Raw genomic sequence first — 19,810 nt, forward strand, 5'->3', positions numbered from 1 at the left:
GAGTTACTGCCCCTGATTCATCCCCACCTTGCTCACCGCACCCTGCTCAAGCTCCCACTTCTTGAGGATCTTGCCGTAGGTGCCGTCGTCGACCATCGCCTGCATCGCTTCGGCTATAGCCTGGGCCAGCTCAGGGTTGGACTTGTTCACGCCAAGCCCGGTGAACTGCTTGGAAATCGCCAGGCCGATCGGCTTGTAGGTGTCCTTTTCCTGGGACATCAGGTACGGAATGGTTTCGCTGCCTTGCATGGCGGCGTCCAGACGGCCCTGGCGCAATTGAGCGCGAGCGTCGGCCGAACCTTCGGAGCCGCTGACGACGATGGCCGGTTTGCCTTTGGCCTCGCAGTTTTCCTTGCTCCACGCAGCGATTTCAGCCGGCCAGGTGGTGCGCCGGCTGGTGCCGACTTTCTTGCCGCACAGGTCTTCAGGATGATTGAGTTCGGTATTCTTGGTCAGCGTGTACAGCTGCGGGCCGCTGGTGAAGTAATCGATGAAGGTCACCGACTTCTGGCGCTCGGCGGTGTCGGTCATGCCCGACAGGATGATGTCGAAGCGCTTGGTCACCAGGCCGCTGACCATCTGCTCGAACGCGGTTTCCTGCCAGTTGATCTTCACGCCCAGACGCTCGGACAGCGCGTTGCCCAGGTCCACATCGAGGCCCGTCAGGGTGTTGGTGGTGGTGTCCTTGAAGTCCATCGGCGGGTAATTCGGCACGATGGCCGCCGTGATGACGCCAGGTTCCTTGAGGCCAGTGGGCGCAGCGGCGAAGACCGACGCAGAAGCCATCAGGCCCGCGAGCAAAGTAGGGAGGATCAGTTTTTTCATGGTCGTTCTCGTTTGTTCTGGTTTAGGTGCGAACGGCAGAAATGAAGCTTTGGGTTCGTGGGTTTTGTGGGCTTATTAGAATGTCTTCGGGGCTACCGGCCTCCACAATCTGGCCGCCGTCCATGAACACCATGCGGTTGGACACTTCGCGAGCGAAGCCCAGCTCATGGGTCACGACGATCATGGTCATGCCGCTGTGCGCCAGATCGCGCATCACCGACAACACTTCGCCAACCAGCTCCGGGTCGAGGGCGGAAGTGGGCTCGTCGAACAGCATCAGCTTGGGCCGCATGGCCAGCGCGCGGGCAATCGCCACGCGCTGTTGCTGCCCGCCCGACAGTTCGACGGGATAGGAATGGCGCTTGTCCGCAAGCCCGACGCGAGCGAGCAATTCGATTGCTTCCTCGTTGGCTTCCTTGGGCGAGCGCTTGAGCACCTGGATCGGGCCTTCGATGACGTTCTGCAGCGCCGTCATGTGCGGAAACAGGTTGAAACGCTGGAACACCATGCCGGTGCTCAGCCGCTGGCGGGCGACTTGCGCGTCAGTCAGTTCATGCAGCTTGTTGCCGACCACGCGATAACCCACCAGCTCGCCATCGACCCACAGGCCGCCCTTGTCAATCTTTTCCAACTGGTTCACGCAGCGCAGCAGGGTGCTCTTACCCGAGCCCGAAGGCCCGATGATGCACAGCACTTCGCCCTGTTCGACCTCGATGCTGACGTCCTTGAGGGCGTGGAACTGGTCGTAGTATTTGTTCAGGCCGACGGCTTTGACGATGCTTCTCATGCTTGTTCTCCAGGGCCTGACTTACGAACGCTTGCCGGCGCCGCGAGCGAAACGCAGCTCCAGGCGGCTTTGACCGAACGACAACACCGTGACCACGGCCAGGTACCAGATGCCGGCGACGATCAGCAGCTCCATCACGCGGGCGTTGGCGTAGTAGATGTTCTGCGCGTTGTGCAGCAGTTCGGAGTACTGGATGACGCTGGCCAGGCTGGTCATCTTCACCATGCTGATGAATTCGTTGCCCACCGGCGGAATGATCACGCGCATGGCCTGGGGCAGGATCACCCGGCGCAGCGCTTGCAGGCGCGGCATGCCGATGGATTTGGCCGCTTCATACTGGCCGGTGTCCACCGACAGCAGCCCGGCTCGCACCACTTCGGCGGTGTACGCGCCCTGGTTGATCGACAGGCCGAGCAGCGCGGCCACGAACGGCGTCATCAGGCTCACTGTATCGAGCTGGAACACGCCGGGGATGCCGATCACCGGGAAAATCAGCGCCAGGTTGAACCACAGCAGCAGTTGCAGGATCAGCGGCGTGCCGCGAAACAGCCAGGTGTAGGTGATGGCCACATAGCGCAGGATCGGGTTGGCCGACATGCGCATGATCGCGGTGATCACGCCGATCACCACGCCCAGGATCATCGCCAGAATCGACATGACGATGGTGTTCACCAGGCCCCACAGAATGGCTTCGGAAGTCAGGAACTGGCCGATGTAGCCCCACTCGATCTGCCCGTTGGCAAATGCCCGGGCCAGGCCCGCCAGGGCGATGACGATCAGTGTGGCGAAGAAGATCCGGCCGTAGTAGCGACGCGGCACGTGTTCGTACTGGGTGATGTCGAACTCGTTCTCGGTCTTCTTGCGTTCGGCTTGCAGACGCTCTGCCTGGTTCTGGTTCATGGTGTGTCTCCGAAGCGTGTGCTGGCCGTGCGTATTCGATTTCAGCGAGTCATCGTCGGGCCGGTCAGTGTGTTCGGGCACGCTTTCGGGGCTGGGTGTTCGCTGAGAGTGAGGGGCAGTCTTGCGTCAAAAGTCCTGATCGAAGTGTCAGGTTTCATGGGGCTTAGATCAGCGGCCGGGTCAGTGATCCGGGCGTCGAGTCGATGGTTGCCAATCGCCATTTTCTGTGGTCATTATTGTCATTCGGGCATGTTTTTGTTGTGGGTCAAAGCCTGTTGAATATGACGGGCGAGGTAAATCAGCATTATGGAAACTCCACTTTCCACTTCTGGAAACGTGCCACCCCAACCGGGCTATCGCCCACCCATTTCCTTAAGCGGGATGGACTTCAAACTGCTGCGAGTGTTTCAGGCGGTGGTCGAGGCCGGCGGCTTCAGCGCCGCGCAGAACGAGCTGAACGTGGGGCTCGCCGCGATCAGCAAACAGATTTCGGACCTTGAAATCCGCATCGGCATGCGGCTGTGTACCCGGGGCCGGGAAGGGTTTCATCTGACCGAAGAAGGCAAGCTGGTCTATCAGGCCGCCATCGAACTATTTGCCTCGGTGGACACTTTCCGCGACCGCATAAGTTCGGCGCAGAACGAACTGATCGGAGACTTGAGTATCGGCGTTATCGACAACACGATGTCCGATAAAAGTTCGCCCTTAATAACATCGCTTCGAACAATGCACGATGAAGCGCCCAAAGTAAGACTGCGCCTGCATGCTTCGCAACTTGATGAAATCGAACGCGGGGTGGTCGAAGGTCGGCTGACCGTCGGGATCGTGCCGGTCTACCAGCGCCGCGAAGAGTTCGACTATTTCGAGTTGTACGAAGAACATGCCCACGCCTACTGCGCCGAGGGGCATCCGCTGTTCGACGCCGACGACCAGGCGCTAGACGTCGACAGCCTGCGCCACCATCAGGTCATCAACCACCGTTACGCAATCCACCGGGACAAGGCCAGTTTCGTCAACTACGACAGCCAGTCAGCGTCCGCTTCACAGGTCGAAGCCGTGGCGATCCTGATCCTGACAGGACGCTTCATCGGCTTCCTCCCGGAGCACTACGCCCGAAACCTGGTTCGCGACGGCCAACTACGCGCCCTGCGCCCGGACCTCATCCACCTGCGCACCCCCTTCAACCTCATCCTGCGCCACAACGCCCCACGCAGCCCGCTGGTCAAAGCGTTCGCACAGGCGTTGGGGGTGGATTTGAAGCGGGAGGTGTAGGCGCGGTCGAGTTCGCTCGCTGTGCGGGAGCTTGCCTGCAAAGCGTCGGCAATCAGGCGATAGCTGCAAATGTCAGCCCGGTTGCGTGGACAACCCGGCGCATTGTTTTCAAGGTTGGATTGCCGCTTGGGGCGAGTGCCCGACGCAGGCTTTCACGGGAGAGCCCGGTTTTCTCTGCTATCACGGCCAGGCCGCCGCGTGCTTCAACCACATGCCTCAAGGCTGACAGAAAGGCAGACTCACCGCCTTCCTGGTCCAACTCCTCGAACGCGATCCGGAGATATTCCGCCGCGAATTGTGGATCATCCCGAATCATCGCAATGACTGTATCGTCGTGATCACGTGATCTGGTCATGGCTTTCTCCGTTGGGTGAGGTGGTTGGTACATCCCATGTTTACCCGCTAGATGTGAATTGATCGGACGCTATGACCGAGAGCCTAGTGGTGGCAATTTGGTTGCCTATGCCCGTAGCAGCATGGCTTGCCAGCGGGAGCGATCTTGAAAACGCCCCGCTGGCAAGCCGTGCTGCTACAGGAATGTGGGCGCCCTCAGCGGCCATACCCCGGCAAGCCCCAGTCTTCCAGCGGAAACTCAGCCAGCGACCCCAGCATCAGGTCGGCGTGGGCGTACTGCTCGGCGGGCATGTTCGAGCCCGGCACGGCTACGGCGTACATTCCGGCTGTCTTGGCGGCTGTCACGCCAAAGGGCGAGTCCTCGAACACCAGGCAATCGGCAGGATCTACGCCCAGATTGCGCGCGGCGACCAGGAAGATGTCCGGCGCAGGCTTGGCGGCGGTCACGTCCTGGTGGTCAGCCGTCACCACGTGCCTGAACAGCTCGAACCAGGAACGGTGGTTGCTCGTCTTCACGTGGAAGTAGTGCAGCGAGGAACTGGTGCCCACGGCAATCGGAATGTTGTGCTCGGCCAGATGACGCACCAGCGCTTCGGCGCCGTGCATCGGCTGGGCGTGAGGGAAGCGCTCGTCGAGCATGGGCTGGCGCACGGTGAGAAATTCGTCTGCAGACATCGGCAATTCAAGCGCGCCGATCACGTATTCGGCGAAGTCCTGCGAGCCGCGGCCGATGGAGTGCTGTTTGACGGACCAGTCGAAGGTCTTGCCGTGCCAGTTGGCGATGGTGTTGGTCACTTCGGTGTAGATGCCCTCGGTGTCCAGCAGCAGGCCGTCCATGTCGAAGATCACCGCCTTGATCGGTCCCTTGGGCTTGCGCGTGTCGCTCATCTCATCGATCCCTTATCGCAGATTGAAACCCAGCCTAACGCTGGTGCAAGGGCCATGGCTAGGCGCAACGACTGCAAAATACCCTCGGCAGGTGCTAACCTCGGCGCAGGTCTCGCCGCCCTTCGGGGTCAGGGAAGACACGATTTCTTTTCAAGAACGGACATCTTCGAGCCAATACATGAATAAATCAGCCAAATTTGCCGTAGGCATCGTCGTGGTTGCAGGCGCTGTCATCACCGCAGGCGCCTGGTACACAGGGACGCGTCTTGAGGGCGTGCTCGGTGATGCGGTTGCCCAGGCCAATCAGCAGATGCAGGCTGCGCTTGTCGGCCACCAGGGCAGCGGGAGCGTGCAACTGGTTTCCCTGGAACGCCACTTCTTCACCAGCACCGCGCATTACAAGCTTACTTTCCAGACGCCAAAACTCAACGACGGCCAGCCGGTCGTGTTGCTGTTCGTGGATAACATCGAGCACGGCCCGTTTCCATGGAGCCGCGTGAAATCCCTGCAACTGGTGCCGGCAATGGCCGCCAGCAACACGCAGTTGGAGAAGAACCTCTACGCCGAAAAATGGTTCGCCATGACGGGCGACCAGCCGCCGCTGACCGGGCATTTCAGCATGGGCTACGACCGCGCCACCAAAGGGCGCGTCGAGGTGCGACCGTTCCAGTTCAGCAACCAGCAAGGCTCGTTCAGCTTCTCTGGCTTTACCCTCAATGCCACTGGCAGCGCCGATGGCGAGAAGCTTGAAGCCAACGGCCTGTTGGGTAGCCTGGACGTGACCGCCACCTCCGAAGAGGGCCCGGTCAAACTGAGCCTGCGCGATCTGACGTTCAACACCGGTGGCACCAAAGGCAAGTCCGGCTTCTATCTGGGCCACAGCGATGCGAAGGCAAGCTCGGCGATGTTCGAAGCTGCCGGTCGCCCGCCGATCGAGTTCAAGAACTTCGTCAACACCAGCCTCTTGCAGGAAGTCGAAGGCAACCTGAACGCCCAGGTGAGCTACGACATCGGCACGATCAACGTCGATGGCAAGGAGATCGGCTCTGCGCGGATGCTCTGGAAATTCGCCAACTTCGACATCGACTCAACCAAGGCCCTGCTGAAGATCTACCAGGAAAAAGTCCAGCCGCAGGCCCAGGCCGCAGCGGCGATGGGCGAATCCTATACGCCACATTTGAGCGCAGCGGACCAGGCGCTGGTGCAGGCTGAAGTCGGCAAGCTGCTGGCCGCCAAACCCCATATCGAGCTGGAAAAGCTGTCCCTCAAGACCGCAAGCGGCGAAAGCCATTTCAGCCTGGCGATGGACCTGGCCAACCCGACTTCCCTCGACCAGCCTGGCGCGCAACTGCTCAAGCAACTGCTGACCCAACTGGACGCCAGGCTGGTGCTGTCCAAGCCGATGATTCAGGACCTGGCCGCGCTGCAGGCCAAATCTGCCGGCCAGACCGACCCCGCCGCCATCGCGCAGCACGCCCAAGGCACGGCCGAATCGGTCGGTGGCATGGCGGTGATGCTGCAAGTGGGCAAGGTCGAAGGCGACAACATCGTCTCCAATCTGCATTACGCCGATGATGTGGTGGATTTCAACGGCGTGAAGATGAGCGCCCAGCAATTTGCCGCCGCGATGATGGGTAAAGTGGTCATGCTCAACGGCGGGCAATGAACCACCGTTATCTTGCCAGCGCGTGTGAGCCGGTGAACGCGCGGTAAGCACTTGGCGGCCGGGTTTCGAGCAGTTGCGCAAGCAGTTGGTCGATGAACTGGTCGCCGTTTTCCACGCTGGTATCGACTACGTACTCCGGCTCGATCGGCGGCTCGTAAGGGCTGTCGATGCCGGTGAAGTTGCGGATCCGTCCTTCGCGCACAGCCTTGTACAGCCCCTTCGCATCGCGGCGCATGCATTCGCTCAGCGGCGTGTTGACGTGCACCTCGATGAACTGCCCCTCGGCGAAATGCTGGCGACAGGCATCGCGGTCTTCGCGATACGGCGAAATCGCCGAAACGATCACGATCAGCCCCGCGTCCACCATGAGCTTCGCGACCTCGCCGATGCGCCGGACATTTTCCCGACGGCTCTGCTCGCACATGCCCAGATCCTGGCACAGGCCCCGACGCAGGCGATCTCCGTCAAGCAGGTAACTGTGCAGGCCGTGGGCGACGAGTGTCTGGTCCAGCCGGTTTCCCAGGGTGGTCTTGCCGGCCCCGGACAGCCCCGTGAACCAGATGCAGCAGGCGCGCTGGCGCTTGAGCGATTCACGCTCGTCCTGGCCCACGGACAGGGGCGAGGCGATGATGGTCGGACGTGGCTCAATCATAGGAAAACAACTCGTAGTCTCGGGCGTAGACCTCGCGGATTCGCTTGCGCGAGGCGTCGGAACACAGGCCGGCGGTCTGATAGCGCGGGCCGGGCGAGCGGTTGAGGTGGCGCAGTTGAGCGCTGATATCCAAGTGCTCGCAGAGGGCGGCGAAATCCGACTCCAGGTGTTCCTGGCGGCCAATGAAATCGACGGCGATCTGGCCCATGCTGTTTTGCAGAAAATGATATTGCGGCGCGAAATGTATTTGTTTCGATACGTTTTCCGGATGCAGCCAGCCATCCACGAATGCGTCGAAGCGCGAATAACGGCTGACCAACTCGTAAGCCGCTCTATCCCGGGGCTGCGGATTTTGCAGTAAGTAACGATAAGCCGACAGTGCTCGATGTAATGGATCGCGTACAAAGCCAAACTTGAAGTATTGCTCATAGCGGTCTTTGAACTGCTTCTCATACCAGTACAACGGCAGATGACCGGTGGGCGTGTCGCCAAATATCGACATCGCCACGCTGCTGCCAGCGCACTTGGGGACGTGGATGAAAATGCATTCGAAATGGTCGAAAGCCTCGGGAAACCGGGCCTTGCGCGACAGCGTCTTGTTGACCACCTGGCGGTCGACGACAGAAAGCCGCTCCAGCAGAAACTCGCGGTGGCTCTTTGGAAACAACTTCCAGAGTAGGTGATTCATGAGAGGTGACCTGTAACGAGGTATGTAGCGAATTTCAGGTTACAGGCAGTTATAACGGGCGGGGCGAACTTTGCAAATACTTTACGTAAGTGGGAAGTTCAACTGATGAATGTATAGCTTGTATGGTTGTTGTTACATGTTCCTGTTTTGGGTTTTGTAACATGCACTAACTGGCTGTTTTCCTTACTGTTAAAAAGTATCTGTTTTGTGAATCACCGCTCACCTTGTAGGAGCGCGCTTGCCCGCGACCGCGATCTGCCTGTGCCAAATGTGTTGAATGACACGACGCAATCGCGGGCAAGCGCGCTCCTACAGGCTTACCGAGTGAACCAGACCTGAAATTCCGGATAGGTCAGCGCCTTGTACGCCGTAAACACCAGCACCACCGCGGCAAATATCAGCGGCCCGCGTTTCACCCTGGCAAACCGCTCACCGATCTTCTCGCGCAGCGCCGCATATGCCTTCGGATAGCGTCCGGGCGAGGCAAATATCCACAGCAGCATAAGCACTGCAAAGCACCCCGATGCCCACGCCCCCACTTGCGAACCGATGTAGCTCGCAAGCGCCAGCGGCACGCCGTGACGAATCACCAGCGCCTGGCACCCAGGCCAGCTCAGCCAATCCGGCAGCAACCGGCTGCTCAGCCACTCGTCCTGAGGTTGCAGGGCGGTCGCGACCGGCCCCCAGATGCGCATGACGAACATGCACACCGCAGTCATCAGCACCGGGTACACACCCAAGAGTGCCGCGACATCCGCAAACGAGGTCGGCCGCGACAGCATGTGCTGCGGCAGGGTGCAGGTCAGCGCCATGAGTATCCAGCCAATCCACAGCCAGCGGCGCACGTGAACCGGGCGCGTGTGCAATTCACGCCAGCCTTGCAGGTCGGCATTGGGGAAATGCTCCAGCAGGTCCGGGAAGCGATGGCTCAACTTGCTGCACAACAGCTCGCAGGCTTCCCACAGATCGGCATTGCCGTTGCGCACCAGGTGCACACGCTCGGCATTGCTGGCGGGTGGGTCGAGCACCAGTACGGCGGCCTGCTCATCGGTGCGGGTCGAGCCACGGATCAGGCTGCGCTGAAGCTGCTTGAGGTACTCCTGTTTCTCGCAACGCTCGATCAGGCCGTGCCAGATGAAATCGGGCTGCGGTGTCGTGCGGCTGTTGATGTCCCAGCCAAACAAGGTGCAGATCCGGTCGAACAGCGATGGCGACCAGCCCTGGGTGTTGTGCAGAAACACCAGCATCCAGCGATACAACTGCTGGCGGCGCTCCAGGGCATTGAGCCACGGCTGGCGGCTCAAGGTTTCGATGGCACCGAACAGACCACGCTCGTCGCCCTTGGCCAGCGACGCCTCGAAGCCCTCGCGCTGGTCGTCCAGCAAGGCTTCGGTCAGCCAGCCTTCCTGATCGGGGTTGATGGGCGTGGTTTGCCAGGGCGTCAGCCAGTGCAGGTGCGCAATACCCGCCTGCAGCAGGGGAATATTGGCCTTGGGGTCCTGCAGGCAACGGTTGAGCAACGCCTGCTGGAACGGTGCCGCGCAGCCTTGCTCCTGGGCTTGCAGATACTGTTGCTGCAGGTTGCTGTCGGTCGTGTGGCTGGCCAGCTCCAGTGCCAGCTTGGCGGCGAGCTCCGAAGACGTCGGGCCCCAATCGGTCAGCGCGGGCTGCTCGGCACTCATCTGCTGCGGCGCGATTTCAGGCTCGTCGCTGATCGAGGAAGTCTCGACCTCAACGTACTCTTCCTCGTCTTCGTACTCGCGCATCCGCGCCCAGTTCAGCGCATGTTCATAGGCTTCGCGCAGGCGCTGAAACGCCTGCGGATCGTCGTCCGGACGATTGACCTTCAACAGCCTGGCGTACTGACGCTTGATGCTGCGCTCGTCAGCATCGCGGTCCAGTTCAAGAACGCTCCAATGATCCATCTGGCTTACCACTCCCCGCGTTCGAACCGGTCCACCTGCTCGACCAGACGCTTGCGCACCTCGCCGATCTGGCGTTCATCCTGAGTTTCCAGCACCTGCTGGAACTGGCTGGCCCACATGCCGATCAACTCGCGGGCATCACCCAGGTATTCCTGATACAGCCGCTCCAGACGCGCCACCATGTGGGTGTTCACCTGCTGCTCGCGTGGATGGATCTTCAAGGACTCCAGCACCTTGAGCCGCTCCTGTATCTCGGCGGCAGACAGCACGCCGGGGTTGTTCTCGATGACCAGCGTGTGCGCCTCGCCGGTCATGGGGATGCGCACGTCGGCTTCCAGGATGCCGTTGCTGTCGTAGGTGAAACGCACGTCGATCTCGACCTCGCCCGCTTTGTGCGGCGGCACCTGGATTTCCAGTTCGCCCAGCGCGATGTTGTCCTTCACCAGCCGGCTTTCACCCTGGAAAATATTCACGATCACGTGGCGCTGGTTGTCCTGCAGGGTGTTCACCGTTTTCACCCGGCTCACCGGCACCACGCTGTTGCGCTCGATGATCGGCAGGTAATGGCCTGCCTCCTGAACCTTGCCCATGGTGCGCGACACTTCGATGCCCAGCGTGTAAGGGCAGACATCCGTCAGCACCACTTCTTCCAGCGCCGAGTCCCGAGCCTTGAGCGCCGCTTGAATCGCCGCGCCCTGGGCCACCACCTCGTCGGGGTTGAGGGTGATGGACGGGAAGCGGCCAAACAGACTGGCCGTCAGCTTACGAATCAGCGGCATGCGCGTGGTGCCGCCCACCAGCAGGATTTCGTCCAGATCCGCGACGCGAATACGCGCGTCCCGCAGCGCACGCTCGATGGGCGCGCGCAGGCGGTCCAGCAGCGGCGTGTAGAGCTTGATCAACTGATCCTGAGTGATGCTCTGGCGCCATTCGCAGTCAGCGTGACGCAGCACGAAATCGACGCTCGCCTCCTGGCCCAGCGCCTTGCGCACCCGCTCCGCCTCGCGGCGCAGCGCCTGCTTGACCGAGTGAATGGTCGGGAACGCCGTCTCGCCCTTGTGCAGCGAAACGAAATGCTCCATCAGCAACTGATCGAAATCCTCGCCGCCCAGGAAGTTATCCCCCGCGCTGGCGCGCACCTCCATCACACCCTCGAACAACTCCAGAATCGACACGTCGAAGGTGCCGCCGCCCAGGTCGAACACCAGAAAGGACGTCTCGCCTTCCTTCTGATGCAGCCCGTAGGCCAGGGCCGCCGCCGTGGGTTCGTTGATCAGCTTGTCGACCTTCAGCCCCGCCAGCTCACCGGCTACCCGCGTCGCCTTGCGCTGCGCATCGCTGAAATACGCCGGCACACTGATGACCGCCTCCGTCACCGGTTCGCCAAAGGCGCGCTCCACGTCTGCCTTCAGACTCTTGAGCACCAGCGCCGACAACTCCTCCGGCCGATAACTGCGCGCACCCAGCTTCACCTCATGAGCACTGCCCATGTGCCGCTTGAACAGCGCCGTAGTCGTATCCGGATGCGTCTGCAAACGCTCGCGAGCGGCTTTGCCCACCAGCACATGCCCCTCGTCATCCAGCCCGACGACACTAGGCGTCAACAACTCCCCCAGCGCATTGCTGACCAGTTGCGTGGCGCCATCGCGCCAGACGGCGACCAGGCTGTTGGTGGTACCAAGATCTATACCGACGATCATGCCGAACGTGCTCCTTGCGGGACTGCTGTGTCTGTATCAGGTAGACGAAAAAGACAGGGTGGTGATTAGAGGTTATCGGCGGGGAGGGGGTGGGCTTGAGATTGGGGTGCGTTCTGAGCCCTGTCCACGTAGCCGTGCTGCACAAACTCCCTCAATGTCGGCCAAACTTAATATCTACTTTAGTGAGTGTTAAGTCAGATAATGTCTATTCTGGCAAACATTAAATAGCCATAGTCCATCGTTTAAAGCGTGCTAAAGTCGATATTATCTAACCTAACGCTCAATTCAGTGAACATTATGGAAGCCTTCTTCCCCGTCGCCTGCGCCGATAGCCTCAGCAAAATCGGACTTCTCGTCAAGGCCAGGCGCCTGGCCCTGGGCTTGCGTCAGTCCGACATCACCCAAGCCATCGGCGTCTCCGCCCATACCCTTCGCAAGATCGAAGGCGGCTCCGAACGCATAGACCTACGGTCTTTCATGCTCGTTCTCTGGCGCCTGGGCCTCAATGAACAGGTCTTCGCCTCGCTGGACGGGATCGAGCAGTCGTCGCAGATCAGCCGATATGTCCAGGACGACGACACCTACCAAAGCCTCGCGTCCCGGCGGGTAAGACTGGTCAAACCCAAGCCGGAGGACTTCTGATGTCTCGTGCCTATATCTACATGGAGCATCCGCAGACTGAAGAGTTGCTGACGCTGGGGAGGCTGACGCTGAAGGGGGCGGCCATGCAATCATATCGCTGGAGGGCCAATGGCGTCTTTCACCCCTATACGAGGTGCGGCCGACCCTCGGCGAGGGCCCCGCGCAAACGCTGGCCATGGCGGTTGGAAAAGAAGGCCGGAAAGTCAGCCGTGCAAACCTGCTCAGCCATCACGCGCACTTCGCGCTGTCCCTCGACGAGGCCCGGAATGTGCAGGCGGTGAGTTCGTTGCATATGCGGGGGTAGATACGTGATGGGCGACGTTACGCAAAACCGATGGACTGCAAACTCTTCGTTCATTTGCCCGACATCCAGGTCGTAGAACCTGATTATCCAGTCAGGCCCGCTCTCATGAGTGCCCTGCCAAAAACCCGCAACAAGGCGTCATATCTGCATGCGCGGTATGCAGACCCTACTCCCGCCCCCTTTCTTCAAAAAAGGATTCTGTCGGCCGCGCCTTTTCAATACAAAAATTAATCTTCGGATTCGTCCTACTTGAGTACAGGCGCTTTCCGATATCACCCCTCTCTCCCTGATGCTCCAATCGGCGCCCATAGGCGACCCAGACATCGAGTAGATAAATGGCCGCCGTCCTCAGGATCCGGAGGCCAGCATGAACATCAATCCAGCAGCACTTCTCTCGTCTCAAAAGCGTCGCCTGATCAAGCTCACCGTCCAAACCGAATCGGATTACGAGCTGGTGCTGGACAGTTTCACCGGCAGCGAATCGACCTCCGAACCGTTCAGCTTCGAACTGGCTTTGCTCAGTCGCGATCCGTTTCTTGAGCTCAAAACCCTGATTGACCAGCCCACATTGCTTGAGATCGAACTGGCCGATGGCGCGCGCCGCAACCTGCATGGTCATATCACCGCTTTCAACCACCTGAAAAGTGACGGCGGCTTGAGTTATTACTCGGCCACGTTAAGCCCGTGGCTCTGGTATTTGAGCCAGCGAACCGACTCACGGATCTTTCAGGACCGCACCGTGCGCGATGTCCTGTACGCGGTTTTTGCTCATTACGGCGCACTGGCTGATTACAGGTTCGACATTTTGCAACCTTCGGCGCTGCGGGCGCACAGCTGCATCACGCAGTTCAACGAAACCGACCAACAGTTTGTGCGGCGACTGCTGGAAGAAGAAGGTCTGCTGTTCTATTTCGAGCATTCGCCGCAGGGTCATACGCTGGTCGTGACGGATTATTCCAGTTCGCTCAAACCGCTTGCACAACAACCCGTTATCCGTTTTCACCAGGAGGCATTGCCCGCCAGCGTCGACGCCATCAGTGAATGGACGGCCCATCGCCAACGGCAGTCCGATGTCATCTGCATCCCGACCTTCGACTATAAGCAAGCGGTGACATGGGAGCGCAGCGATACGCGTTCGCTGAGCCCTGCGAACGAACGCCTACCTCTTGAGCGCTACGTGTTTGCCGATCAATACAGCGCGGGCGGTTGGGAGGACACCGGGCGCCGTGCCGGCTGGCGCGCCCAGGCCCTGCATGCGCTCGGCAAAACCTTTCGCGGCGCAAGCAATTGTCGGGCGATGGTCCCCGGTTACACCTTTGAGCTGACCCAGCATCCCCGACATGACGGCCAACCATGGACGGCCCATCGCCAACACCGTGCACCACGCAACAGCCTCAAGGAGTTCCTACTGCTGAGCGTGCAGCACAGCGGCCGCAACAATTACCTCAACGATGATGACGAAGCGGTCTACCGCAACACTTTCAGTTGCATTCGTCGAGACGTTCCATATCGCCCTGTTTGCAAGACGCCTCGGCCGGTAGTGGCCGGGCCGTTGACCGCCATCGTGGTCGGTCGACAAGCCCTGGGCGAGGTGCAGACCGATGAGTGGGCGCGGGTGAAGGTGCGCTTTCACTGGCAGCGCGAACAACCCGATGAACCGAACATCGACAAGCGCCACGCGCAGGACACGGCGTGGCTGCGGGTGGCGCAACCTAGCGCCGGGGAAGGTTTTGGTCATCAGTTCACGCCGCGCATCGGTCAGGAAGTGGTGGTGAGTTTCGTGGCCGGGGACATCAACCGGCCACTGATCACCGGTGCCGTTTACAACAGCGGCCATCGCTCGCCACGCTTCAGCAACACAGGCGACTACAAACCGCTGCCCGGCAATAACGCCTTGTCCGGCATCAAGACCAAAGAGCATAGAGGCGCGGGCTACAACGAACTGATGTTCGATGACACTCCCGGCGAACTGCGCACCCGGCTTGCCACTGCCCATCAGGACAGCGCCCTGAATCTGGGCAAACTCACCACCCCTCGCGATCAGGGCAAAGCCCGCCCCCTGGGCAACGGCGCAGAGCTGCGCACCAATGCCGCCATTGCCTTGCGCGCCGCCCAGGGTCTGCTGCTGAGCACCTACGCCAAGCATCAGGCCCAGGACAACCAACTGGGCCGCGAAGCCCTGCTTGATTTGCTCGGGCAATGCGCCGACCTGTTCAAGTCGCTGGGGGAAACGGCCACCGCGCAGGGCGCGCAAGTGCTAGATCACGCCGGGATCGACAGGCTGCAACACAGCTTGAAGCAATGGCCTGCCCCGGACAGTTCAGCCAGAGGCGAGCCGCTGATCGCACTGACTGCCGAGGCCGGGATTGTCAGCGCCACGCCCGCTTCCCAAGCGCATTACGCCGGGGAAAACTTCGACACCACTGCGCAAGACCACCTGCAAATGACCAGCGGCGCGGCCCTGCGTCTGCACGCAGGCAAAGGCATTTCCGCCTTCGCCCAGGACGAAGGCATCAGTGCCATCGCCAATCGCGGCAAGGTGCTGGTTCAGGCGCAGGACAATGACATCGCCCTCAACGCCCAAAAGAACCTTCACGCCTCGGCCGCCGAAGGCGAAATCGTCATGACCGCGCCCACTATCCGGCTCGTCGCCGACGACGGCAGCTACATCAAGATTGGTAGCGGGATCGAGATCGGGACGTCGGGCAAGGCCACAATATTTGCCAGTGAGCATGACTGCGTAGGGCCCAAGACTGACAGCGTGGCGATGCCGGGGTTTGGGCGCGATGCGGCCAGTCAGTGCGTGCTGTTTCATTACGCAGGCCTCAACGATGACCTCCCCGATGTGGCGACCGGACGCTCTTATCAGATGAAGCTGGAGGACGGAACGCTGCTTAAAGGCGTGACCGACATCGCTGGGGTGACACAGCTCGTAGAAAAGGAATGGATGCAGAAGGCTCAGGTTTCAGCGCTACACGCCGGTGCTGACGCTTCAACTGCGCCGGACAGCGATGAGCAAGCCGATGCTGAACAGGGAGAGGAAAAATGAGCGACACAGAACCAAGCGTCATCGCCCAGAAAAACACGCGATTGATCCCCAATCGCCCCGGCAATGTCCGGGTCGAAATTCCGCGCGACCTTCCCGGCGTAGTGATTTTCCTGCACGGCGTCAACGACCCCGGCGCCTCTTATGAGACTGTGGAAACCGGCTTGTGCCAAGGGGTTAATGAGCGGCTGGATCGGCCGGATTTGAAAGCGGGGCGGTATGGGGCAGCATACCGAAAGGCTAAAGAAATGCCTCGCGAAACATGGACGGACAAAGAAGAGAAGCTACTTGATGATCCAGACAATCATCTTTATCGGCGCGATTCAGACGATCCAAAAACCCGCAGCCTAATGATTCCGTTCTATTGGGGCTACCGAGCCGCACCCGAACACATCAAACGCGATGACGCCGGTGATCCCTTCAAGATGCGCAACCAGTATCAGGATGTTCATGGCAATCGCCTCGACCGGCACTTTGCCAAGGGTGGCGGTTTTTTTGCCAATGCCACCAACAACTTGCATGAAATGTATGGCGAGGGCTTCAAAGGCACTTTCAAAACCAAGGCGCTGGAAATTGCCCATCCCAATAATTACCTGCTCTTTGCCGTTGCGCCGTTGCGGCATTATTTTGTCCTGGCCGCTCACCGCTTGGCGATGCTGGTCAGTGAAATCCGGCGCGTCTCGCCTAACGAGACCATCACCATCAAGGGCCATAGCCAAGGCACGCTGATCTCGTTACTGGCGCAGGCCTTGTTAGTGGAGAAGGGCGAGCGATGTGCCGATACCGTCATCATGGTGGACTCGCCCTACAGCGTGTTGCCCAACGTCACGCCCAGTGACCACGACACGTTGTCCACGCTGATTCGTATCGTCACGCAAGTGACGCAATTGCCCCACGCTCACCCGCCGTTATCGGACCTTCGCAACCTTACGACGTACGGTGGCCGAAGCGGGCCGCGATGGTCCTCAGTGCAAGGCACACGCACGGACAAAGTCGGCAACCTGACCGTGTTCCCCGAGCGCGATAATCGCGGCAAGGTCTATTTGTATTTTTGCCCGGACGACACCACCGTTGCGCTTTCCGAGGTGCAAGGCATTGGTACTTACGGCATGCCGGATGTGTTGTCGGATGGCCGCCCGGCGATGATGTATTTGCAGAACCTTGGGTTTTATCAGCGCATGTGGACCAAGCGCTATCGGGACGGCGAGCCAGTTTGCGTGGGCATGACGCCTCAGCCTCAATTTCTTCGTGCCGGTGGCGAACATCGGTATCCCGGTGGGGATCCTGTTGTAGGAGCGATAGCCAGAACGGGCATACCCGAAGGTCAGCAGCGCCTGATTAATGGTGAGGCTTTGAACCCGCAGCACGCGCCGGACATGTTCGGAGGAGAAGCCATTCCCGGCAGTCATGCCGCTGCCGGTAAAGACAAACCCGACGATGTGGGCAAGAGCATCGCGCTCGGCAAAGACGCGGCCAAATTCTTGTGGATCAGAATGCCTTCTGAATACGACGCCCCAAACACGACCCAGCAGGAGGCGTTGGCGCGCTTCAATGGACTCTCCGAAAACCTTGAAGACCATACCCGAGAAGTTAGAAAAGCGAGTTCTGCAACGGGCACTCACTCTCACCATGAGCGAGAAGAAACCCCTCGGGAAGCGCGGGCGCGCATGGAGCAAGACCAAAGCACCTGGGACGAAAATTCGTACCACTCGGCGATCCTGCGCAGCGCGGAAAACCATCGCTGGGTCACGGCGATGGACATTGCCATCGGGCAGGCGCACTGCCTGGACGACCCGGTCATGCGTGAGGTGCTGGTGGCGATTGCGGATTGGAAGATAGATGAAAAGCAACTTTTAACCCTTACCGAATCAACAGGGTGGTCACGGCTGAGTGCTGAAGCGCAGGCGTTAGTGAGAGCAAGTTATCTGTATTACAAAAAGGGCAAGTTTCCACCTTCTGATCTTGTATCGCTCACGCCACCGTCCCTCGTTACAAGCCATGTGAAAAAAGGAGCTGCACGATGAGCGATCACCCACCTAAAAAATCACTTCGACCGAAGTTAAAGGCTTATATCTGGAGCGCTGTCGCTTTGCTCGCGCTCTGGCTCGGCTTCGTTCTGTTTAGCTATCTGCGGGCATTGGAAAAAAATTTTCAAATTGTTGATCTGCACCAAGGCATGCGCTGCGGTATCGCCGCGATCCTTGGCGCCGTGCTGCTGGTGTTTAGCACTCACTGGATAAGCAAGGCCGTCGCCCATGAACTAACGGGAGCTGGAAGTCATAAAGCCAAAGTAGAAGCTCAACAAGCTGAAAAACAGGAGGTCCAGCAACGGACGTTTTCGTTGGAAATACGCGGTGTGGGACTGGCGGTAAACGATTGGCACCAGTCGTCTGTGTGGCGAGAAATCGTCAAAACCAACAACAACTTCACGTCCATCTATCCATCGGATGCCAAAGCTTATGGTCCTTACTTAAGTGATCGTGAAATCACCAGAGAAATCAATGTCAGCGTGGCATTCCAACACTCCGCTGGCGAAGCAGTGGCGTACTGGCCCATTCCTGTATTTGCACTTGGCCCGCCAAACCCCTATGAAAAGCCCTATCGAGCCGCAGGCCTGATTAACACCGGTCGTAACGAGGCGACCTTGGGCGTTACCCAGTTCCTTTGGCAAGACGATGAAAGCACTAGCCACGCCCAAGGCATGATCGAGCGACTCTTTCAGTTCTTCGACGATAACCCCGACGTCCCGCAAGCACTCATTGCAAGTCGGGACGGCGATCTGACGCGAGATGTTTATCGCAAACCTGGTACCCCCAGCCTGCCAAAACAGCAGCAAGTTGTGCCGACTATCTACGAAAGCATGACTGGTCTGCTGGTCAGCCGTTCGGATCGTGTCGACGGATATCTCCGTCAATACGCGACCTATGATCCGGAGGATAACCAGAACAAAAACACTGATCTGGGCAAGTTATGGTTCTTCTATTGGGATCGTGATTCGAAATTCGATTCGGTGTACGAGGAAGCAGAGCGGGCCAATGGGGTTGAGGCCCCCCTATCCCCCGGCACCATGTCTACTGCCTACTGGCAGTCTCAACTCCCCGAGCTTTGGAAAACCATCAGCAACCGTGGCGCTAGTCATTTTGAGCCGACGCCGTGGCTGCCCATTCGCTGGGCGAGTCATCAGATCAAGGAATTCGACGCCGCGCCGGTCCTGGGTTATCTGCATCGGCCCATCAAGGCCACGATGCAGGACGAAAATGGCAATCGCCTCAAACTCACCCTGCAAACCAAAGCCTTGCAAGCCGCTTGGTTGCAGGCCCTGGATACGTTGCCTGATGGAGAAAAACCTGTGCGCGTTTTCTACGACAGCACCGGCAATATTGACGTCGTCATCGCCCTGACCAATGCACTCCACGATTTCAACAAGGACGGGCACGGCATCGAACTGGGCAATGTGAACGAGGGTTATGACATCGGCCGTCGCCTGGGCAATACCGGGGTCAGCGGCGCGCTGGTGGAAATCAACTTGGCGACCATCGCCAGCTACAAGGAAGGCGGCACCAGCGCGGTGGTTTATGCCGGGACCGATGGCAGCCTGACCGTGCAAATGGTTCGCCCACCGAACGAAGCCCGCAAAGAGAAAAACTGTGAGAACCGTGGCGCCGACCCTTTCAAATACGGCTCCCCTGGCTCAGGAGCGCCTAAACCGTGAGCCATCCCGTGTGTTTCGGCGACCCTACCAGCAGCGGTGGAACGGTCGTCGAGTGCCAACTGGACGGCATCCATTTCATCAACGGTAAGACGCCTGCGGTACTTGGGGATAAGGCCAGCTGCCCGCTGCATTTAGGTATCTACGCGTTCGTCGAAGGTCACCCGAAGCGGCGAAGGAACGGCATTCCGGTGGTACTGGATGGGCATCGGCTGGAATGTGGTTGCCATGGGCTCGCGAGTTTTGCTGCGAGTGTGGATGTTCGGTGATGGTGCAGGTGGTCAATGCGGCTTTGGCTTCAGGTTGGTCGGCGATGGTGCCATATGCGTTTTTTGACCTCCCCCATTCACACTCACCAAAACGCTGTGCATCCAGAAGGCTGGAGGGCGCGTCACATAAGGGATGCGAAGCAAATTGTGAGTGCATTGTCGGGGTTTGTATTAGCCAGCCGA

Annotated in this window: 16 protein-coding genes; 7 read left to right on the forward strand and 9 right to left on the reverse strand. The window is 59.5% G+C overall.

From position 1 onward, the window contains the following. Positions 1-3 precede the first annotated feature (3 nt). From NPS29_RS18270 to NPS29_RS18280, 3 genes are read right to left on the reverse strand one after another with little or no spacing between them, the layout of a single operon-like run. Complete coding sequence (locus tag NPS29_RS18270; RefSeq protein ID WP_274134146.1) at positions 4-825, reverse strand: ABC transporter substrate-binding protein; 822 nt, start codon at positions 823-825, stop codon at positions 4-6. A 22-nt stretch (positions 826-847) separates the two neighbouring features. Beyond that, the gene (locus NPS29_RS18275) at positions 848-1,612 is read right to left on the reverse strand and encodes an amino acid ABC transporter ATP-binding protein (RefSeq protein WP_274134147.1); all 765 of its coding nucleotides are present in this window, start codon (positions 1,610-1,612) and stop codon (positions 848-850) included. A 21-nt stretch (positions 1,613-1,633) separates the two neighbouring features. Continuing rightward, positions 1,634-2,512: an amino acid ABC transporter permease gene (locus NPS29_RS18280; RefSeq protein ID WP_274134148.1), complete on the reverse strand. Its 879-nt coding sequence runs from the start codon at positions 2,510-2,512 to the stop codon at positions 1,634-1,636. A 306-nt stretch (positions 2,513-2,818) separates the two neighbouring features. Between NPS29_RS18280 and NPS29_RS18285 the strand changes: the two genes are divergently transcribed. Beyond that, on the forward strand, positions 2,819-3,784 hold the full coding sequence (locus NPS29_RS18285; protein ID WP_274134149.1) for a LysR family transcriptional regulator: 966 nt from the start codon (positions 2,819-2,821) through the stop codon (positions 3,782-3,784). 52 nt (positions 3,785-3,836) lie between these two features. Here the strand turns inward: NPS29_RS18285 and NPS29_RS18290 are convergent, their stop codons facing one another. Both NPS29_RS18290 and NPS29_RS18295 read right to left on the reverse strand, forming a co-directional pair. Further along, positions 3,837-4,139, reverse strand: a complete 303-nt coding sequence (locus tag NPS29_RS18290; protein WP_274134150.1) for an addiction module antidote protein — start codon at positions 4,137-4,139, stop codon at positions 3,837-3,839. Positions 4,140-4,333: 194 nt separating this feature from the next. Beyond that, positions 4,334-5,026, reverse strand: coding sequence for an HAD-IA family hydrolase (locus tag NPS29_RS18295; RefSeq protein WP_274134151.1), 693 nt, complete (start codon positions 5,024-5,026; stop codon positions 4,334-4,336). Between the two features lie 178 nt (positions 5,027-5,204). Between NPS29_RS18295 and NPS29_RS18300 the strand changes: the two genes are divergently transcribed. Next, positions 5,205-6,692, forward strand: a complete 1,488-nt coding sequence (locus NPS29_RS18300; protein WP_274134152.1) for a YdgA family protein — start codon at positions 5,205-5,207, stop codon at positions 6,690-6,692. 7 nt (positions 6,693-6,699) lie between these two features. Here NPS29_RS18300 and cysC read toward each other — a convergent pair whose 3' ends face one another. The 4 genes from cysC to NPS29_RS18320 form a co-directional block, all read right to left on the reverse strand. Then, entirely contained in the window at positions 6,700-7,344 is a 645-nt protein-coding gene (gene cysC, locus NPS29_RS18305; protein ID WP_274134153.1) for an adenylyl-sulfate kinase, read from the reverse strand. Beyond that, a complete protein-coding gene (locus NPS29_RS18310) occupies positions 7,337-8,032 on the reverse strand; it encodes a sulfotransferase family 2 domain-containing protein (protein WP_274134154.1) in 696 nt (231 codons plus the stop codon). Before NPS29_RS18310 ends, cysC begins: the two co-directional genes overlap by 8 nt. 317 nt (positions 8,033-8,349) lie before the next feature. After that, positions 8,350-9,957: a J domain-containing protein gene (locus NPS29_RS18315; protein ID WP_274134155.1), complete on the reverse strand. Its 1,608-nt coding sequence runs from the start codon at positions 9,955-9,957 to the stop codon at positions 8,350-8,352. A 5-nt stretch (positions 9,958-9,962) separates the two neighbouring features. Continuing rightward, positions 9,963-11,657 carry a molecular chaperone HscC gene (locus tag NPS29_RS18320; RefSeq protein WP_274134156.1) on the reverse strand — a complete coding sequence of 565 codons (1,695 nt, stop codon included), beginning with the start codon at positions 11,655-11,657 and terminating at the stop codon, positions 9,963-9,965. A 297-nt stretch (positions 11,658-11,954) separates the two neighbouring features. Between NPS29_RS18320 and NPS29_RS18325 the strand changes: the two genes are divergently transcribed. From NPS29_RS18325 to NPS29_RS18345, 5 genes are all read left to right on the forward strand, one after another. After that, a complete protein-coding gene (locus NPS29_RS18325; RefSeq protein WP_274134157.1) occupies positions 11,955-12,299 on the forward strand; it encodes a helix-turn-helix domain-containing protein in 345 nt (114 codons plus the stop codon). Positions 12,300-12,970: 671 nt separating this feature from the next. Then, a complete protein-coding gene (locus NPS29_RS18330) occupies positions 12,971-15,652 on the forward strand; it encodes a type VI secretion system Vgr family protein (protein ID WP_274134158.1) in 2,682 nt (893 codons plus the stop codon). Further along, positions 15,649-17,673, forward strand: a complete 2,025-nt coding sequence (locus tag NPS29_RS18335) for a T6SS effector phospholipase Tle3 domain-containing protein (RefSeq protein WP_274134159.1) — start codon at positions 15,649-15,651, stop codon at positions 17,671-17,673. The genes NPS29_RS18330 and NPS29_RS18335 overlap by 4 nt, the downstream gene beginning before the upstream one ends. After that, a complete protein-coding gene (locus NPS29_RS18340) occupies positions 17,670-19,361 on the forward strand; it encodes a type VI lipase adapter Tla3 domain-containing protein (RefSeq protein WP_274134160.1) in 1,692 nt (563 codons plus the stop codon). The genes NPS29_RS18335 and NPS29_RS18340 overlap by 4 nt, the downstream gene beginning before the upstream one ends. Further along, positions 19,358-19,627 (forward strand): PAAR domain-containing protein, encoded by a 270-nt coding sequence (locus tag NPS29_RS18345; protein ID WP_274134161.1) that lies wholly within the window; start codon positions 19,358-19,360, stop codon positions 19,625-19,627. Before NPS29_RS18340 ends, NPS29_RS18345 begins: the two co-directional genes overlap by 4 nt. The last annotated feature ends 183 nt before the right edge of the window (positions 19,628-19,810 follow it).

Origin of the sequence: Pseudomonas putida (assembly GCF_028682175.1) — a bacterium.
In the GTDB taxonomy this organism is placed as follows: domain Bacteria; phylum Pseudomonadota; class Gammaproteobacteria; order Pseudomonadales; family Pseudomonadaceae; genus Aquipseudomonas; species Aquipseudomonas putida_AD.

What these genes read in the sequence shown, in the direction of transcription:
- NPS29_RS18340 (WP_274134160.1), top strand. Translation starts at nt 17,670, where the DNA reads ATGAGCGATCACCCACCTAAAAAATCACTTCGACCGAAGTTAAAGGCT.
- NPS29_RS18275 (WP_274134147.1), bottom strand. Translation starts at nt 1,612, where the DNA reads ATGAGAAGCATCGTCAAAGCCGTCGGCCTGAACAAATACTACGACCAG.
- NPS29_RS18310 (WP_274134154.1), bottom strand. Translation starts at nt 8,032, where the DNA reads ATGAATCACCTACTCTGGAAGTTGTTTCCAAAGAGCCACCGCGAGTTT.
- NPS29_RS18325 (WP_274134157.1), top strand. Translation starts at nt 11,955, where the DNA reads ATGGAAGCCTTCTTCCCCGTCGCCTGCGCCGATAGCCTCAGCAAAATC.
- NPS29_RS18335 (WP_274134159.1), top strand. Translation starts at nt 15,649, where the DNA reads ATGAGCGACACAGAACCAAGCGTCATCGCCCAGAAAAACACGCGATTG.
- cysC (WP_274134153.1), bottom strand. Translation starts at nt 7,344, where the DNA reads ATGATTGAGCCACGTCCGACCATCATCGCCTCGCCCCTGTCCGTGGGC.
- NPS29_RS18290 (WP_274134150.1), bottom strand. Translation starts at nt 4,139, where the DNA reads ATGACCAGATCACGTGATCACGACGATACAGTCATTGCGATGATTCGG.
- NPS29_RS18295 (WP_274134151.1), bottom strand. Translation starts at nt 5,026, where the DNA reads ATGAGCGACACGCGCAAGCCCAAGGGACCGATCAAGGCGGTGATCTTC.
- NPS29_RS18300 (WP_274134152.1), top strand. Translation starts at nt 5,205, where the DNA reads ATGAATAAATCAGCCAAATTTGCCGTAGGCATCGTCGTGGTTGCAGGC.
- NPS29_RS18330 (WP_274134158.1), top strand. Translation starts at nt 12,971, where the DNA reads ATGAACATCAATCCAGCAGCACTTCTCTCGTCTCAAAAGCGTCGCCTG.
- NPS29_RS18315 (WP_274134155.1), bottom strand. Translation starts at nt 9,957, where the DNA reads ATGGATCATTGGAGCGTTCTTGAACTGGACCGCGATGCTGACGAGCGC.
- NPS29_RS18270 (WP_274134146.1), bottom strand. Translation starts at nt 825, where the DNA reads ATGAAAAAACTGATCCTCCCTACTTTGCTCGCGGGCCTGATGGCTTCT.
- NPS29_RS18320 (WP_274134156.1), bottom strand. Translation starts at nt 11,657, where the DNA reads ATGATCGTCGGTATAGATCTTGGTACCACCAACAGCCTGGTCGCCGTC.
- NPS29_RS18285 (WP_274134149.1), top strand. Translation starts at nt 2,819, where the DNA reads ATGGAAACTCCACTTTCCACTTCTGGAAACGTGCCACCCCAACCGGGC.
- NPS29_RS18280 (WP_274134148.1), bottom strand. Translation starts at nt 2,512, where the DNA reads ATGAACCAGAACCAGGCAGAGCGTCTGCAAGCCGAACGCAAGAAGACC.